At 71.3% G+C, this 16,850-nt stretch carries 15 protein-coding genes; 7 read left to right on the plus strand and 8 right to left on the minus strand.

Annotation, left to right across the window (positions count from 1 at the left end):
- Positions 1 to 7 precede the first annotated feature (7 nt).
- On the minus strand, positions 8 to 943 hold the full coding sequence (hemC, locus tag ABZ833_RS05840; protein ID WP_361041641.1) for a hydroxymethylbilane synthase: 936 nt from the start codon (positions 941 to 943) through the stop codon (positions 8 to 10).
- 178 nt (positions 944 to 1,121) lie between these two features.
- On the opposite strand from hemC, the gene ABZ833_RS05845 reads away from it, so the two are divergent.
- Positions 1,122 to 1,601: a GNAT family N-acetyltransferase gene (locus tag ABZ833_RS05845; RefSeq protein WP_361041644.1), complete on the plus strand. Its 480-nt coding sequence runs from the start codon at positions 1,122 to 1,124 to the stop codon at positions 1,599 to 1,601.
- 42 nt (positions 1,602 to 1,643) lie between these two features.
- On the opposite strand, the gene ABZ833_RS05850 is transcribed toward ABZ833_RS05845, so the two are convergent.
- The 3 genes from ABZ833_RS05850 to ABZ833_RS05860 all read right to left on the minus strand — a co-directional run bounded on the left by ABZ833_RS05850 (position 1,644) and on the right by ABZ833_RS05860 (position 5,302).
- Positions 1,644 to 3,161, minus strand: a complete 1,518-nt coding sequence (locus ABZ833_RS05850; protein WP_361041647.1) for an MFS transporter — start codon at positions 3,159 to 3,161, stop codon at positions 1,644 to 1,646.
- Between the two features lie 15 nt (positions 3,162 to 3,176).
- Positions 3,177 to 4,703, minus strand: a complete 1,527-nt coding sequence (locus ABZ833_RS05855; protein ID WP_361041650.1) for an MFS transporter — start codon at positions 4,701 to 4,703, stop codon at positions 3,177 to 3,179.
- 185 nt (positions 4,704 to 4,888) lie between these two features.
- On the minus strand, positions 4,889 to 5,302 hold the full coding sequence (locus ABZ833_RS05860) for a VOC family protein (RefSeq protein WP_361041653.1): 414 nt from the start codon (positions 5,300 to 5,302) through the stop codon (positions 4,889 to 4,891).
- Positions 5,303 to 5,596: 294 nt separating this feature from the next.
- Between ABZ833_RS05860 and ABZ833_RS05865 the strand changes: the two genes are divergently transcribed.
- Genes ABZ833_RS05865 through ABZ833_RS05890 form a run of 6 tightly spaced genes read left to right on the plus strand, consistent with a single transcriptional unit; the run spans position 5,597 to position 13,043 of the window.
- Positions 5,597 to 7,207 carry an ABC transporter substrate-binding protein gene (locus tag ABZ833_RS05865; RefSeq protein ID WP_361041656.1) on the plus strand — a complete coding sequence of 537 codons (1,611 nt, stop codon included), beginning with the start codon at positions 5,597 to 5,599 and terminating at the stop codon, positions 7,205 to 7,207.
- Positions 7,208 to 7,263: 56 nt separating this feature from the next.
- Positions 7,264 to 8,217 carry an ABC transporter permease gene (locus ABZ833_RS05870; protein ID WP_361043105.1) on the plus strand — a complete coding sequence of 318 codons (954 nt, stop codon included), beginning with the start codon at positions 7,264 to 7,266 and terminating at the stop codon, positions 8,215 to 8,217.
- Positions 8,214 to 9,098, plus strand: a complete 885-nt coding sequence (locus ABZ833_RS05875) for an ABC transporter permease (RefSeq protein WP_361041659.1) — start codon at positions 8,214 to 8,216, stop codon at positions 9,096 to 9,098. Before ABZ833_RS05870 ends, ABZ833_RS05875 begins: the two co-directional genes overlap by 4 nt.
- Entirely contained in the window at positions 9,095 to 10,120 is a 1,026-nt protein-coding gene (locus ABZ833_RS05880) for an ABC transporter ATP-binding protein (protein WP_361041661.1), read from the plus strand. The genes ABZ833_RS05875 and ABZ833_RS05880 overlap by 4 nt, the downstream gene beginning before the upstream one ends.
- The gene (locus ABZ833_RS05885) at positions 10,117 to 11,175 is read left to right on the plus strand and encodes an oligopeptide/dipeptide ABC transporter ATP-binding protein (RefSeq protein ID WP_361041664.1); all 1,059 of its coding nucleotides are present in this window, start codon (positions 10,117 to 10,119) and stop codon (positions 11,173 to 11,175) included. The genes ABZ833_RS05880 and ABZ833_RS05885 overlap by 4 nt, the downstream gene beginning before the upstream one ends.
- Before the next feature lie 11 nt (positions 11,176 to 11,186).
- Entirely contained in the window at positions 11,187 to 13,043 is a 1,857-nt protein-coding gene (locus ABZ833_RS05890; protein WP_361041666.1) for a gamma-glutamyltransferase, read from the plus strand.
- Between the two features lie 79 nt (positions 13,044 to 13,122).
- On the opposite strand, the gene ABZ833_RS05895 is transcribed toward ABZ833_RS05890, so the two are convergent.
- The 4 genes from ABZ833_RS05895 to ABZ833_RS05910 form a co-directional block, all read right to left on the minus strand.
- Positions 13,123 to 13,305 carry a DUF1272 domain-containing protein gene (locus ABZ833_RS05895; RefSeq protein ID WP_249591801.1) on the minus strand — a complete coding sequence of 61 codons (183 nt, stop codon included), beginning with the start codon at positions 13,303 to 13,305 and terminating at the stop codon, positions 13,123 to 13,125.
- Between the two features lie 130 nt (positions 13,306 to 13,435).
- Complete coding sequence (locus ABZ833_RS05900) at positions 13,436 to 14,686, minus strand: cation:proton antiporter (RefSeq protein WP_361041668.1); 1,251 nt, start codon at positions 14,684 to 14,686, stop codon at positions 13,436 to 13,438.
- Positions 14,687 to 14,690: 4 nt separating this feature from the next.
- Positions 14,691 to 15,176, minus strand: coding sequence for a TrkA C-terminal domain-containing protein (locus ABZ833_RS05905; RefSeq protein ID WP_361041670.1), 486 nt, complete (start codon positions 15,174 to 15,176; stop codon positions 14,691 to 14,693).
- 108 nt (positions 15,177 to 15,284) lie between these two features.
- Positions 15,285 to 16,826: an ATP-dependent DNA ligase gene (locus ABZ833_RS05910; protein WP_361041673.1), complete on the minus strand. Its 1,542-nt coding sequence runs from the start codon at positions 16,824 to 16,826 to the stop codon at positions 15,285 to 15,287.
- Positions 16,827 to 16,850: the final 24 nt, after the last annotated feature.

Raw genomic sequence — 16,850 nt, forward strand, 5'->3', positions numbered from 1 at the left:
GGTGCTTTCAGTGCGCGATCGAGTCGATCAGCTCGCGGGCGCCCTGGCGCAGCAGCGTCACTGCCACGGACGTGCCGAGCGTCGCCGGATCGAGCGGCCCCGCCCATTCGTGGGCGTTGAGGACCGTCTTGCCGTCCGGGGTGAAGACGCGGGCGCGCAGCGACAGTTCGCCGCCCCGCTCGCAGCGCGCGTACCCGGCGATGGGGGAGTTGCAGTGCCCCTGAAGGACGTGCAGGAACATGCGCTCGGCGGTGGCCTCCCGCCAGGCCTCGGGGTCGCCGAGGCCCGACACGGCGTCGATGGTCTCCGTGTCGTCCTCGCGGCACTGAAGTGCCAGGATCCCCGCGCCGATCGGCGGGCACATCGTCTCCACCGACAGGACCTCGGTGACCACGTCCATACGGTCGATGCGCTCAAGGCCGGACACCGCGAGCAGCAGCGCGTCCGCGTCGCCCGCGGCCAGCTTCTCCATCCGGCGCCCGGCGTTCCCGCGCATCGGCACGCACTCCAACTCCGGGTGTGACGCAGCGAGTTGAGCGATGCGCCGCACCGACGAGGTGCCGATGCGGGTTCCCGCGGGCAGCTCGTCCAGGGTGAGGCCGCCGGGGTGGATGAGCGCGTCGCGGATGTCGTCCCGCTTGAGGAACGCGGCGAAGGTGGTGCCCGCCGGAAGCGGCCGGTCCGCCGGTACGTCCTTGACGCAGTGCACCGCGAGGTCCGCCTCGCCGGCGAGCAGCGCCGCGTCGACCTCCTTGGTGAACGCGCCCTTGCCGCCGAGCTTCGCGAGGTCCCCCATCCACCGGTCGCCGGAGGTCGTGACCGGTACGACCTCGGTGCGGATCCCGGGATGCAGCGCGGCGAGTTCGGCGCGTACGCGCTCCACCTGGGCCAGCGCCATGGGAGAGGAACGGGAGACGATGCGGATCAGCTCAGGAGCGGACATGCGCACCACGATAGGCGCTCGCGACAGCAGTCTGCTAAAGGGCTCCTCGGTTCAGCCGGGGGGCGCCGTGGCCGCCGTTCCTGGCGTGCGCGACTCCCCGGGCCCTCATAGCGTGAGAAGCAGCCGGTCACAGCCCCGCCCCCGTGCGGGCCCCGGCGTCCGTCACCCGGGAGGTCCCATGTCAGCCGCCGCCGCTCACCAGCGGTCCCCGATCGTCCTCGAACGGATGGCCCCCACCCATCTGGCCGACGTCCTCGCCCTGGGGCGCGAGCTGTACGACACCTCGGTGAAGCCGTACACGTCCTGGTCCCTTTCGGCGATCGCCGGGCACATGGACGCCGATGCCTCCTCCTGCTGGGTGGCGCTCGACGGTGACGCTCTCGCCGGGTTCGTCCTCGGCTCGATGGGATTCGACCAGCGTGCGGACTGGGGGAACCTGGAGTGGATCGCCAGCGCCCCCGCCTACCAGGGGCAGGGCGTCGCCAGCCACTTGGTGCAGGCCTGCTGCGCGACATTGACCGCCGCCGGTGCCACGGCCGTCGTGACCGATGTCGAGTCGCGCAACACGGCGTCCGCCGCGCTGATGCGGCGCAACGGCTTCAAGGAGAGTGTGTCGGTCACGCTGTTCGTGCGCGACGCTCCCGAGGTGGCGCTCTGACAGCCGGTCCCTCGGGCACGGCCGTCATCCCGCACACTCGCGTCATCCCGCACAGTCCTTTCCCGGCTCCAACGGCGGTGCGTTGACGCCCAGATGGGACTTGCAGCGCGGCGTGTTCCCCGCGTCCTCGTGCCAGGAGGCGGGCCGCGGGCGGATGAAGACCGCCGCCGCTGCCGCCGCGAGGACGAACAGGCCCGCGCAGCCCACGGCCGCCTTGCCGAACGCCGTGTTCAGCGCGTCGGGATCCGCGTACGCCGTCCCGGAAAGGCCCACCGCAAGCGGCAGCGCGGCGACGACGAGCATCTGGGCCACCCGCGCCGCGGTGTTGTTCACGCCGCTCGCCAGGCCCGCGCGCCCGGCGTCGACCGAGGCGAGGACCGTCGCCGTCAGCGGAGCCACGAACAGGCTCATCCCCAGGCCGAGTACGACGACCGCGGGCAGGACCTCCGTGACGTACGCGGCGCCCGGCTCGATCCGCAGCATCAGGAGCGCACCGGCGCCCGCGATCAACGGACCGGCGACCAGCGGCAGGGTGGGGCCGACCCGCCGCGACAGATCGCCCGCCGCGGCCGAGAGCAGCAGCATCAGGACCGTGATCGGGAGCGTCGCGGTGCCCGCCTGCAGCGCGTCGTAGCCGAGCGTCGTCTGCAACTGCACCGGCAGCATGAACAAGAGCCCGCCGATGGCCGCGTACAGGCACAGCGTCATGACGTTGGCCGCGCTGAACAGGCGGGAGCGGAAGAGGGAGAGCGGCAGCATCGGGTTGCGGCGGCGGTGCTCGACCACGACGAAGGCGACGCCCGCCGCGAGTCCGCCGAGACCCGGCAGGAGGGCCGCCTTCGAGGAGTCTCCCGAGGCGCCGATCAGCGCGAAGCTGATGCCCGCGAGGAACACCGCCGCAAGGCACGCCCCCGTCACGTCGAACGGCTTGTCCGTGGCGCCCTCGGCCCGGCTCTCCGGCACATGGCGGACCGCGAAGAGCACGAGCGCGGCCAGCGGCACGTTGATCAGGAAGATCCACCGCCAGCCGGGACCGTCGATCAGCCAGCCGCCCAGGAAAGGACCGATGGCGCCCGCGACCCCGCCGAGCCCCGACCACGCGCCCACCGCACGCGCCTGGTCCTGCGGCCGGAACGACGTACGCACCAGGGCGAGCGAACCCGGCGTGAGCAGCGCGCCGCCGATGCCCTGCAGGGCCCGCGCCGCGATGAGCATCCCCGCGTCCTGCGCGAGCCCGCACAGGGCGGATGCGAGGGCGAACCACACGACACCGATGACCAGGGTGCGCCGCCGGCCGATGCGGTCGCCGAGCGCTCCGCCGAGCAGCAGCAGGGCCGAGAGCGTGAGCATGTAGGCGTTGACGACCCACTGCAGGGACGCGAGCGAGGTGTCCAGGTCGCGGCCGAGCGTGGGCAGGGCGACGTTCACCACCGTGCCGTCCAGCATCGCCATGCCGGACGCGAGGACGGCGCAGGCGAGCACCCAGCGGCCCCGCGCCGACTTCAGCGCGACGCCGCCGTCGGCGCTGTCCGTCGCCGAAGCCTTCTGCGTCGAAACCATCGCCCCACCGCCGCTCTACATGTGCACCGCGCCGCCGTCCGCGTCCGAGTGGACCGGAGCTCCTCTGCGGTAGAGCACGACCGTAACGAGGAGCCCGAGTGCGAAGAAGACCGCCGACCACGTGTACGCGGTCGAGTAACTCTCCATCGCGGACTGGGCCTGGACCTCCGGCGTCGGCTGCTTGCCCACGAGGTAGTCGGCCGCGGCGCTGGTCGCCAGGGAGTTGAGCAGGGCCGTGCCGATAGAACCGCCCACCTGCTGGCTGGTGTTGACCATCGCCGACGCCACACCCGCGTCGTGCGCGGCGACGCCCGCGGTCGCCATGCTCATCGCCGGGGCGAAGACCAGACCCAGGCCGAGACCGGCGACGAGCAGGGGCGGCAGCACGTGGGCCGCGTACCCGCTGTGCACGTCGAGGGCGGTGAGCCAGGCCATCGCTGCCGCCGCGAGGCCCATGCCCAGCGGAACGATCGGCTTCGCGCCGAACCGCGGGACGAGCGAGTTGGTCGTGACGACTGAGATCACCACCATCACGGCGACCATCGGCAGGAAGGCGAGCCCCGTCTTGACGGGCGTGTAGCCGAGGATCTGCTGGAGGTAGTACGTCAGGAACAGGAAGACACCGAACATGCCGGCGCCCGAGATGAACATGGCGAGGAACGACGCCCCGCGGTCCCGGTCGAGCACCACCCGCAGCGGAAGGAGCGGATGTTCGGCCCGCGTCTGCCACCAGGCGAAAGCCGCCACCAGGACGGCGCCGACGACCAGGAATCCCCAGGTGTCGACGTCGCTCCAGGCGTGCGTCTCGGCGTTCGAGAAGCCGTAGACGATGCAGAACAGGCCCGCGGAGACGAGCAGCGTGCCGGGGACGTCCAGCTTCGGCCGGTCCGCGGGCCTGCCCCCGTGCAGCAGCCGGGCGCCGCCCAGCATGGCGAGCACGGCGAAGACGAGGTTCACGTACAGGCACCAGCGCCAGTCCAGATACTCGGTCAGGACGCCGCCGAGGAGCAGGCCGACCGCGCCGCCCGCGCCCGCGATGGCGCCGTAGATGCCGAACGCCTTCGCCCGCTCCTTGGGGTCCGTGAACGTCGTGGTGAGCAGGGAGAGCGCGGCGGGCGCGAGGAGTGCGCCGAAGACGCCCTGCAGGGCGCGGGCCACCACCAGCATGGTGAAGCTGGTCGCCGCGCCGCCGAGGGCCGATGCGAGGGCGAAGCCGCCGAGACCGGCGAGGAAGACCACCTTGCGGCCCACCAGGTCGGCGATGCGTCCGCCGAGGAGCAGCAGGCTGCCGAAGGCCAGCGCGTACGCGGTGACGATCCACTGGCGGTTGCCGTCGCTGAACCCGAGGTCCTGCTGGGCCGACGGCAGTGCGATGTTCACGATCGTCGCGTCCAGGACCACCATCAGCTGGGCGATCCCGACGATCCCGAGGATCAGCCAGCGGTGCTCGTGGCTCCCGCCGCTCGGATGCGGTGGAGCGGAGGCCGAGGAACCTGCGGTCTGCACCGCTTCGAAGGGCTCAGGCGCGGGCGAGCGGTCCATCGGTGCCTCCAGACGCCCCCACCACACAAGACATCCCCGTCACACCGTAGGCGCGCTGGTCAGGGGCCGCGACCGGGGCACGGCAGGGCCGGGCCCCGGACGGACAACCGCTCGGTTCCGCGGGCGGGCGGTCAGCAGTGCGGACCGCGGGTGGGCGGTCAGCTCTGCGGACCGCAGGTGGGCGGTCAGCTCTGCGGCTCGCTGATGTTGACCATCCAGGGGACGCCGAAGCGGTCCGTGCACATGCCGAACACATCGCCCCACATCTGCTTCTCCAGCGGCACGGCCACCGAAGCGCCGGCGGAGAGCTTCTCCCAGTAGCCGCGCAGCTCGGCGTCGTCGTCTCCGCTGAGGCTCACCGAGAAGTTGTTGCCGGGGTTGTGCTGCATGCCGGGCGGGGTGTCGGCGCCCATCAGGGTGAAGCCGTTCGGCGCCTCCAGCATGCCGTGCATGATCTGGTCGGCCTCCGGAGTGCCCTGGTGGCCCGCTTCGCCGAAGGTGTTCAGGGCCAGGTCGCCGCCGAAGACCTCCTTGTAGAACTCCAGGGCTTGGCGGGCATCGCCGCCGAAGCTCAGATACGGGTTGAGACGCGAGGCCATGAAAACCTCCCAGATCGGGGTGAACGGTCAGTTGCGCGGAGATTAGCGCGGCCCACTGACAACGGCCCGTCGGGCGGCATGCGGCAGGTCGTCCCTTGAGGCACGGAAAGGCACGTCGTCCCTTGATGGACGGATAGGCCGCCGAATGTCGCGCCCGGTTATTCAATCTTCATCAAATCTGGTCCGGCATCCGGACAGGCCTCTTGTGTGCGGACTGTATGCGAAATACGTTCTGCCGTATTCCTTGATCGTCCACGATCAGCCCGGAACCACCCCTGGCGGAGGTACCTACCCGTGCGCCGAAAAGCGGTTGCCCTCGCGGCAGTTGCCCTGGTGATGTCCCTGACGGCGGGCTGCGGCTCCCTGCAGTCCTCGGCCACCGAGGTCGGCGGTGAGCGCATGACCGACGACCGTCCCGTGCGCGACGGCGGCACCCTCACCGTCGCCCTCAACGCCGACCCGGACAAGCTCGATCCGACCCTCGCGCAGACCCTCGTGGGCCGCACCGTCTTCGCCGGGATGTGCGAGAAGCTCTACGACATCGACGAGCACGGGACCGTGATCCCGCAGCTCGCCACGGCCCTTCCCAAGACGTCGAAGGACGGCCGCACCGTCACCTTCGGCCTGCGCAAGGGCCTGAGGTTCAGCGACGGAACGAAGCTGGACGCGGACGCCGCCGTCACCTCGCTGCTGCGCCACCGCGACCTCGCGGGCTCGGCGCGCGCAACCGAACTCGCCCCGCTGGCAGAGGCGAAGGCGACCGGACCGTACACGGTGAAGCTCACGCTCAAGCAGGCCTACGTGCCGCTGACCGCCGTCCTGGCCGACCGCTCGGGCATGGTGATGTCGCCGACCGCGCTGAAGAAGTACGGCAAGAACTTCACCAACCACCCCTCCTGCGTGGGCCCGTTCAAGTACGTGGAGCGCGTCGGCGGCGACCGCATCGTGCTCGGCAAGGACCCCAACTACTACGCGGCCGACCAGGTCCACCTCGACAGGGTGATCTACAAGCCGATACCCGACGGCAACGTCCGCCTGGCCAACCTGCGCTCCGGCGACATCCAGGTCGGCGACCAGATGACACCCGTCGACGTCCGCAGCGCACTGACCGAGCCCGGTCTCCAGCTCTTCAACTCGCCCTCGCTCGGCTACCAGGGCATCGGCCTCAACGTGGGAAACGTGAAGGGTCTCGGGCAGAAGCCCGGTCGCATCGACACGCCCCTCGCGCGCGAGCCGAAGGTCCGTGAGGCGTTCGAGCTCGCCATCGACCGCGATCTGATCAACAAGGTCGTCTTCCAGGGCATGTTCGAGCCCGCCTGCGGCCCCGTCTCGCCCGAGTCCGCCATCGCGCCCGGCGTCAAGGCGTCCGCCTGCCCCGAGCGGGACGTCGCCAAGGCCAAGCGGCTCCTCGACGAGGCCGGAGTGAAGACGCCGGTCCGCATCGAGCTGAAGGTGTCCACGACGCCCGAGTCCAGCCGCCTCGGACAAGTCGTCCAGGCCATGACCAAGGAAGCGGGGTTCGCCGTCACCTTGCGCCCCACCGAGTACGCCACGATGCTCGAGGAGACCGACTCGGGGCAGTACGACGCCTTCACCAGCGGCTGGTCCGGGCGGCTCGACCCGGACGGCAACATCGCCAGCTTCCTGCAGACACGCGGCGCGATGAACGCCTACGGCCTCTCGGACCCGGCCATCGACCGCCTCGTCGAGCGCGGCCGCACCGAGGCCGACCCGGACGAACGCGCCAAGATCTACGAGGAGTTGACCCGCCGCGCGCAGGAGAAGCGCGGGCTCATCTACCTCTACCGGCAGAAGAACTACATCGTCACCGGCAAGGACGTCGCGGGCGTCCGCGTCTACGGCGACGGCCTGGTCCGCGTCACGAACGCGGGGTACGCGCGATGAGCCTGAACCCTCTGCGCCTGGGCGCCGCCCGCTCGGTCACTCCGCGGCTGAGCCCCATGACGGCCTACATCCTCACCCGGCTCCGGCAGTCATGCATCACCCTCGTGCTCGTGAGCATGGTCGTCTTCGCCGGCATCCGCGCCCTGCCCGGCGACCCCGCGCTCGCCCTCGCAGGCGAGGAGCGCAGCCCCGAGGCGCTCGCCGCGGTCCGAGAGAGCTACGGCCTGGACGACAACATCATCGTCCAGTACGGGCGGTTCATCGGACACGCGATCACCGGTGACCTCGGGACCTCCTCACGCACCGGCCTCCCCGTCGCCGACGCGATCACCGCGGCCCTGCCCATCACCCTCGAACTGGCCGCCCTCTCCCTGCTGTTGGCCGTCACGGTCGGCATCGGCGCGGGCATCGTCGCCGCCGTGCGGCGCGGCAGGCCGGAGGAGTGGCTGGCCAACGCCCTCGCCCTCCTCGGGCTCTCCATCCCCACCTTCTGGCTCGGCATCGTCCTGGTCCTCGGGTTCGCCATCGCCCTGCCGGTCTTCTCGGCATCCGGATACGTGCCGTTCGCCGTCGACCCGCTCGACAACCTGCGCCGCATGGTGCTGCCCGCGATCGTCCTCGGCTCGGGTCTCGCCGCCGTGGTGATGCGCCAGACACGGGCGGCGATGCTCGACTCGCTCTCCGCCGACTACGTACGCACCGCGCGGGCCAAGGGCCTGTCCCGGCGCGAGGTCATCGGCGGGCACGCGTTGCGCAACTCCCTGGTGACGGTCGTGACCGTGCTCGGGCTCCAGCTCGGCCACCTCATCTCGGGAGCCGTCGTCACCGAGCAGATCTTCGTCCTGCCCGGCTTCGGCAAGCTCACCATCGACGCCGTCTTCACCCGCGACTACGCGACCCTGCAAGGCGTGGTGCTGTGCACCTCCGCCGCGTACATCCTCATCAACCTGCTGGTCGACGTGGCGTATTCGGTCATCGACCCGCGCATCCGGCTCGGAGGTGCCCGGTGACCACAGCGGTCCTCACCACGCTGGGACGGATACGTTCCGCGAGCGCGCGCAGCGGCAAACTGCGCACCCTGCGCAAGAACCGGCTCGCCATGACCGGCGGCGTCATCGCCGCCGTGTTCGTCCTCGTGGCGCTCTTCGCGCCCCTGGTAGCGCCCTACGATCCGGCGCGCCCCGACTTCGCCAACGCCCTTGCCGCGCCGGGCTGGTCGCACTGGCTCGGCACCGACGACCTCGGCCGCGACCAGCTCTCCCGCGTCGTGTACGGAGCGCGGGCGTCCATGCAGGTGGGTGTGTTGGCGGTGGCGCTCGCGTTCGTCGTCGGTGTGCCGCTCGGGCTGCTCGCGGGCTACTACGGCAAGTTCACCGACAGCGTCGTCTCGCGGCTCACCGACACGATGCTCGCCTTCCCCTTCCTGGTGCTCGCCGTCGGGCTCGCCGCGGTGCTCGGCCCCTCGCTCACCAACGCGACCATCGCGATCGGGATCTCGCAGATCCCGGCCGTCATCCGCATCACCCGCGCGGAGACACTGCGGCTGCGGCACGTCGACTACGTGGCCGCCGCCGTCGCCAACGGAGGCGGCGACGCCACTGTGCTCTTGAGGCACATCCTGCCCAACGCCACCTCCGCGCTGACCGTCCAGGCGACCGTCGGCATCCCCGCCGCGATCATCGGCGAGGCACTGCTCAGCTTCCTGGGCCTCGGCGTGCAGCCACCGGACGCGTCGCTCGGCGTGATGCTCTCCGGCGCCCAGTCCTTCCTCGCGCCCGCGCCGTGGATGGCGGTCTTCCCCGGACTCGCCGTCGTCGCGGCCACCCTGGCGTTCAATCTGCTCGGCGACGGCCTGCGGGACGTCCTCGACCCCCGAGGAGCCACCCGATGACGAACCCAGTACTGAGCGTGCGCGATCTGTCGGTCTCCTTCCGCTCCGACACCCGCACCGTGCACGCCGTCGACCATCTCTCGTACGACGTCGCACCGGGCGAAGTGCTTGCGGTGGTCGGCGAGTCGGGGTGCGGCAAGTCCGTCACGGCGATGGCCGTGATGGGGCTCCTGCCACCCACCGCGCGCATCGAGGGGTCGATCAGACTCGGCGGGACCGAGATCGCCGGAGCGAGCGAGAAGGAGCTCGGGCGGGTCCGCGGCAAGGACATCGCGATGATCTTCCAGGAGCCGATGTCCTCGCTGAACCCGGTCCTGACCATCGGCCGGCAGATAGGCGAGGTGCTGAGGCGCCACCAGGGCCTGTCGAAGAAGGAGGCACGCGCACGTGCCGTCGAACTCCTCGACCTGGTGGGCATCCCGGCCCCCGCCCAGCGCGTCGACGAGTACCCCCACCAGCTCAGCGGCGGCATGCGGCAACGCGTCATGATCGCCATCGCCGTCGCCTGCGACCCGTCCGTCCTGATCGCCGACGAGCCGACCACCGCGCTCGACGTCACCGTCCAGGCGGGCATCCTCGAAGTCCTGCAGTCCCTGCGCGAACGGCTCGGCACCGCGATCGTCCTGATCACCCACGACCTGGGCGTGGTGGCCGACGCCGCCGACCGGGTCCTGGTCATGTACGCGGGCCGCCCCGTCGAACAGGCCCCCGTGCACGAGCTGTTCGCCGAACCGCGCCACCCCTACACCCGCGGCCTGCTGGGCGCCGTCCTGCGCCCCGGCGGTGCGGGCAAGCGCCGCCTGCCCGAGATCCCCGGACTCGTGCCGAGCCTCGACGCACAGCCGGACGCCTGCACCTTCGCCCCGCGCTGTGCGCACGCGGACGACCGGTGCGCGACGCGCAGGCCCGGCTTCAAGGCGGTCTCCCTGGACGCCGGAGCCGATGCCGCGCACCGGGCGGCCTGCTGGCACCCGCAGGAGACCCCCGTGCTCACGCCCACCACCCAGGAGGCCGGACAGTGACCCCCACCCAGACGCGCGAAAGCGACGCGCCGCCGGTGCTCGAACTGCGGGACCTGGAGCGGCACTTCGCGGGGCCGGGCGGCACCGTACGCGCCGCCGACGGCGTCACGCTGACCGTCGGCAAGGGCGAAGTCGTGGGGCTCGTCGGCGAGTCGGGCAGCGGCAAGTCGACGGTGGGGCGGTGCGCCGTGCGGCTCGACGAACCCACCGGCGGCGCCATCCACATCAACGGCACGGACGTGACCCGCCTTTCGCGGCGCGCCCTGCGTCCCCTGCGCAAGGACTTCCACCTCGTCTTCCAGGACCCCTCTTCCTCGCTCGACCCGCGCATGACCGTCGGCCAGATCATCGCCGAGCCCCTGCGCCTGCACGGCATCGCCAAGGGGGACGTCGCACGCGCGCGCGTGGCGGAACTCCTCGCCCAGGTCGGCCTGCGCCCCGAGCACGCCGACCGGCATCCGCACGAGCTCTCCGGCGGGCAGCGCCAGCGCATCTCCATCGCCCGCGCGCTCTCCGTCGACCCGGACCTCCTGGTGGCCGACGAACCGACGTCCGCCCTCGACGTCTCCGTCCAGGCGTCGGTCCTCAACCTCCTGGCCGATCTGCAGCGCGACCGCGGCTTCGGGTGCCTGTTCATCACGCACGACCTGGCCGCCGTGGAGTTCCTCGCCGACCGCATCGCGGTCATGTATCTCGGACAGATCGTCGAACAGGCCCCGACCGCGGAGCTGTTCGCCGATCCGAAGCACCCGTACACGCAGGCGCTCCTTTCCGCCGCGCCCGTGCCCGACCCGGCGCTCCAGCGCACCCGCGAGCGCATCGTCCTCAGCGGCGAACTGCCCAGCCCCCTCGCCCCGCCGCCGGGCTGCCGCTTCCACACGCGCTGCCCGCTGGCCGTCGACCGCTGCCGTGTCGAGGTGCCCGAGCTGCGCACGCTTCCCGGAGACGGCGGACGCGAGGTCTCCTGCCACCTCGTCGCCGACGACGGAACGGCTCCGGACGCTGCCGCGGCCCAGACCCTCCGTACGATCCCCAGTACCCGCACCGCACGCTAGGAGCAGCCCTCTTGTTCACCACCCGGCCGACACTCCAAGGCACCTTCGGCATGGTGTCCTCCACCCACTGGCTCGCCTCGCAGTCCGCGATGGCCGTCCTGGAGGACGGCGGCAACGCCTACGACGCGGCCGTCGCCGCGGGTTTCGTCCTGCACGTCGTCGAGCCGCACCTCAACGGCCCGGCGGGCGAGGTGCCGATCATCGTGGCGCCCGCAGACGGGGAGGTGCGGGTCCTGTGCGGGCAGGGCGTCGCGCCCGCAGGAGCGACCGTGGACCACTACCGCTCGCTCGGCCTCGACCTCGTGCCGGGCACCGGACCGCTCGCCGCGGCCGTGCCGGGCGCCTTCGACGCGTGGATGGTGCTCCTGCGCGACCACGGCACCAAGTCCCTCGCCGACGTCCTCAAGTACGCCATCGGGTACGCCGAGGACGGGCACGCGCCCGTGGAGCGCGTCGGCGAGACCGTCGAGACGGTACGCGAACTCTTCGAGACCGAATGGCCCTCGTCGGCCGAGGTCTACCTGCCCGGCGGGCAGTCCCCACGCCCCGGCGAACTCCTGCGCAACCCGGCGCTCGCCGCGACCTGGCGCCGCGTGATCGAGGAGGCGGGCAACGGCTCGCGCACCGAGCAGATCGAGGCCGCGCGGAAGATCTGGAGCGAGGGCTTCATCGCCGATGCGCTGATACGCCAGGCCGCGGTCCCCACGATGGACACCAGTGGCTCCCGGCACACCGGAACGCTGACGGCCGCCGACCTCGCAGGGTGGGAAGCGACCTACGAGGCCCCCGCGACGTACGACTGGAACGGCTGGACCCTGTGCAAGGCGGGCGGCTGGAGCCAGGGACCGGCGTTCCTGCAGCAGCTGGCCGTGCTGCCCTCCGCACGCGCGGACCTGCCCGCGTACGGCTCGGCCGACTACGTGCACCTGCTGATCGAGGGCTGCAAGCTCGCCATGGCGGACCGCGAGGCCTGGTACGGAGACGCGGACGGAGCCGGTACGGTCCCGCTCGCCGATCTCCTGTCCCCCGCCTACAACGAGGAGCGGCGGGCGCTCATCGGCGAGAAGGCCTCGCACGAACTGCGCCCCGGAAGCCCCGGCGGGCGCACCGCGAAGATCTCCGACCACGCGCGCGCCGTCGCCGCGGGCGAGCCCGGCTTCGACGCGCTCGGCCTGCCCGGAGCGGGCGCCGGCGAGCCGACCGTGGCCAAGAGCGGCACCTCACCCGTGCCCGGCGAACCGGACGTCTCGGCGGACGGCGCGACCCGCGGCGACACCTGCCACCTGGACATCGTCGACCGCTGGGGCAACATGGTCGCGGCCACGCCGAGCGGCGGCTGGCTCCAGTCCAACCCGGTCGTCCCCGAACTGGGCTTCCCGCTCGGCACCCGTCTCCAGATGGCGTGGCTCGAAGAGGGCCTGCCCAACTCCCTGACGCCGGGCCGCCGCCCGCGCACCACGCTCACCCCGTCCCTCGCGCTCAAGGACGGCGTACCGGTGATGGCCTTCGGCACCCCCGGCGGCGACCAGCAGGACCAGTGGCAGGTCCACTTCTTCCTTGCGGTGGCGCTGCGCGGTTCCGTCCGCGGAGGCCTCGACCTCCAAGGCGCCATCGACGCCCCCAACTGGCACAACGACAGTTTCCCCGGCTCCTTCTACCCGCGCGGCATGCGCCCGGGGAGCGTCACGGTCGAGTCCCGCATGGACGCGTCGGTCATCGAGGAGCTGCGGCGGCGCGGCCACGACGTGACGGTCGGCGAGCCCTGGTCGGAGGGGCGGCTGTGCGCGGTGGCGCGTGACCCGCGGACCGGGGTGCTCTCGGCGGCGGCCAATCCGCGGGGGATGCAGGGGTACGCCGTGGGGCGGTGAGACGCCCGACGCGAAAAGGCCCCGGCCGTGCTCGGCCGGAGCCTTTTCCGGGGCGCGTGCCCTCAGCCCTGCGGTGCCCTCAGGCCGATGCGCGAGTGGGGCGGCGCACCAGCTCGCCGCCACAGTTCGGGCAGACATGCTGCATGCCGACGGCGCACGGCTCGCAGAACGTGCACTCGTAGGAGCAGATACGCGCCGGCGCGTCGAGAGGCAGGGCCGCCTTCTCGCAGCGCTCGCAACGGTCCCGCATCTCCAACGCCATCGTTCCTCCTGGACTGGACTCTTCGGAGCTTCATCTTCGACGGCGGTTTCGGCTTTGGAAGCAGGGTGGACGGCCAATGCTCGACATGATCGGGCCATGGCCGCGCCTCGGCGCCCACCCTGCGCCGGAATCAGGAACGGCCGCCCGTGCCCTGCCCGTCGAGCGAGTCCTCCGTGGCCGGGACCGGCTCCCGCTGAGGCGGCAGAGACACCGTGACCGTGGCTTTGCGGCTTCGGGAGAGCCGTGCGGCCACCGGCTGCGCGAACCGCGCGGTCAGCGGGCCGACGATCACGAGGATCAGGACGTACGCCGTGGCCAGCGGGCCGAGCGACGGTTCGATGCCCGCGGTGACGGCGAGTCCCGCGATGACGATGGAGAACTCGCCGCGCGCCACAAGCGCACCGCCCGCCCGCCACCGCCCCTTGACGGAGATCTTGGCGCGGCGGGCCGCCCAGTACCCCGTGGCGATCTTCGTGCACGCCGTCACGACGGCCAGCACCAGCGCGGGAAGCAGCACCGGCGGAATGCTCGCCGGATCGGTGTGCAGGCCGAAGAAGACGAAGAACACGGCGGCGAACAGGTCCCGCAGCGGCGCCAGAAGACTGTGCGCACCCTCGGCGACCTCGCCGGACAGGGCGATGCCGACCAGGAACGCCCCCACGGCGGCGGAGACCTGGAGCTGCTGCGCGATCCCGGCGACCAGGATGGTCAGACCGAGGACGACCAGGAGCAGCTTCTCGGGGTCGTCGCTCGACACGAAGCGCGAGATGACGCGGCCGTAGCGCACGGCGAGGAACAGCACCAGACCGGCGGCCCCGAGCGCGATGCCCAGGGTGAGACTGCCCGCGGCCCAGCCCACACCGGCCAACAGGGCGGTGATGATGGGCAGATAGACCGCCATCGCCAGGTCTTCGAGGACCAGGATGCTGAGGATGACGGGCGTCTCGCGGTTGCCCAGGCGGCCCAAGTCGTTCAGGACCTTCGCGATGACTCCGGACGACGAGATCCAGGTGACGCCCGCGAGGACCACGGCGGCGACGGGACCCCAGCCCATCAGCAGGGCGGCGATCGCGCCCGGCACGGCGTTGAGCCCCATGTCGACCAGACCGGCCGGGTACTGGGTCTTGAGATTGCTGACCAGGTCGCTCGCGGTGTATTCGAGCCCCAGCATCAACAACAGCAGAATGACGCCGATCTCGGCGCCGATGGCGACGAACTCCTCACTGGCGCCCAGCGGAAGCAGCCCGCCCTCGCCGAACGCGAGCCCGGCCAGCAGATAGAGGGGGATGGGGGAGAAGCGGAACCGTCCGGCGAATCTGCCGAGCAGCCCGAGCGCGAGGATGATCGCGCCGAATTCGATCAGGAAGACAGCGGAGTGCATCGAATCACTCCCGCCCGAGTATCGCGGCGGCGCTCTCCACACCCTCGCGGGTGCCGATCACGATGAGGGTGTCCCCGCCCGCGAGCCGGAAGTCCGGCGTCGGCGAAGGGATGGCCTCGGCCCTGCGCAGGACCGCGACGATGGAGGCGCCGGTCTCGGTGCGCATCTGGGTCTCGCCGAGCACGCGCCCGTTCCAGTGCGACGTGCCGGAGATCTCGATGCGTTCGGCGACCAGACCGAGGTCGGTGGTGTGCAGGAGGTTCGGGCTGTGGTGCGAGGGCATCAGCGCGTCGATCAGCGCGTCCGCCTCACCGGAACTCAGTCGCAGCGAGAGGGCGCACTCGTCGGGGTCGTCGGCACGGTAGGCGCTGAGGGTGCGCGCGCCGTCCCGGTGCGCGACGACCGAGATCTGGCGGTGTTCTCGGGTGGTCAGGTCGTACCGGATGCCGATGCCTGGGAGTGGCGTCTGGCTGAGACGTGATGCGGACACAGCTCTTCCCCTAGTTGCTGATTGGCTGATGGGCGTCAATACGGCGTTAAGGTCACCCTATCGGCCCGTTCTTTGCCTGAACTTGGTGGTAGAGATCCCGCGCCGCGACTAAGACTGCCCCTCCGCCAACACCGTCTCGACGGAATCGGCTTCCGTGGGCGACTTGTCCTCGCGATAGCGGACGACCCGGGCGAAGCGCAGCGTGACGCCGGCCGGATAGCGGGTGGACCTCTGCAGCCCGTCGTAGGCGATCTCGACGACGAGCTCGGGACGTACGGTCACCACGAATCCGTCGTCGCTGACCGCGAGCTCACGGAGCCGTTCGGTCTGCCAGGCGAGCATCACGTCGGTCATGCCCTTGAAGGTCTTCCCGAGCATGGCGTACGTGCCGTCCGCGCGCCGGGCACCCAGATGCAGGTTGGACAGCTTGCCGGTCCGCCGCCCGTGCCCCCACTCGGCGGCGAGGACGACGAGATCCAGTGTGTGCACCGGCTTGACCTTCAGCCAGCTCGCACCACGGCGACCGGCACTGTACGGCGCGTCGAGGGCTTTGAGCACAACGCCTTCATGGCCGCGGCGCAACGTGTCGGCGAAGAACTCCTCACCGACGCGGAGTTGAGCCTCGTCGGCAGGGTCGTCGACGACGGCGCGCCGCACCCGCATCGGCTCGGGGACGAGCCGCGCCAGGTGGCTGTGCCGCTCGGCGAACGGCAGGTCGAGCAGATCCTGCCCGTCGGCGTACAGGACATCGAAGAAGACAGGCGACACGGGAAGTTCGGCGGCGGCGGTGGCGACATCGACACGGGACCCGACGCGTCCGGCGATCTCCTGGAAGGGCCGGGGTCTGCCGTCACCGCCGAGCGCGATGACCTCACCGTCGAGAATGAAGGCTTCCCCGGCCAACTCCCTTGCTGTGGCGGTGAGTTCGGGAAGCCGGTCGGTGATGTCATCGAGGGTGCGGGTGTAGACGCGGACGTCGTCCCCGTCGCGGTGCACCTGGACCCGGATGCCGTCCAGCTTCTCCTCGACGGCGCACGGCACCCCCAGCTTGCCGACGCCCTCCGTCACGGATCCCGCGCCGTGCGCCAGCATCGGGAGCACGGGCCGGCCGACGCTGAGCCGGAACTCGTCCAGGGAGCTCGGCCCCCTGGCGAGCAGAGCCTCGGCGACAGGGGGCACCGCCCCGGCCAGCATTACCGCGCGACGCACGGCGGCCGGCGGGGCATCGGTGGCTCGGGCGAGACCTTCCACGGCGATGGCGTCGAGCGCACCCTGCCGGACCTCACCGGTCAGCAGCCCGAGGAGAAACCGCTGCTCCTCGCCGGTGGCGGCCCCCATCAACTCCCTGACCAACCGCTTGCGTCCGGCCTGTGAGCCCTGGCCTGAGAGGGCGCCGATGGCGGTCAGGGCGTTGTCCGTGGCCTGAACGGTGAGAGTGGGTTCGACGGCGGGCGCGGGCGGCTCCTTGAGCAGACTCCACCCGATGCCGAGCCTCCCTTGGGGGAGGCGGCCCGCGAGGTAGGGAATGACGATGGGGGCGTCGGCGGGGGTGGCCGCACGGAAGAGGTCGGCGAGGAGGGCGATCTTCTGGGAACGGGCGGGGGTGGTGGCCACGGCGGCGGACACGTGGGCGAGGCGGGCTAGGAGCATGCGGTGTCTGTTCCCCGATCCCGC

The sequence above is a fragment of the Streptomyces sp. NPDC047525 genome (assembly GCF_040643025.1).
GTDB lineage: Bacteria > Actinomycetota > Actinomycetes > Streptomycetales > Streptomycetaceae > Streptomyces > Streptomyces durmitorensis.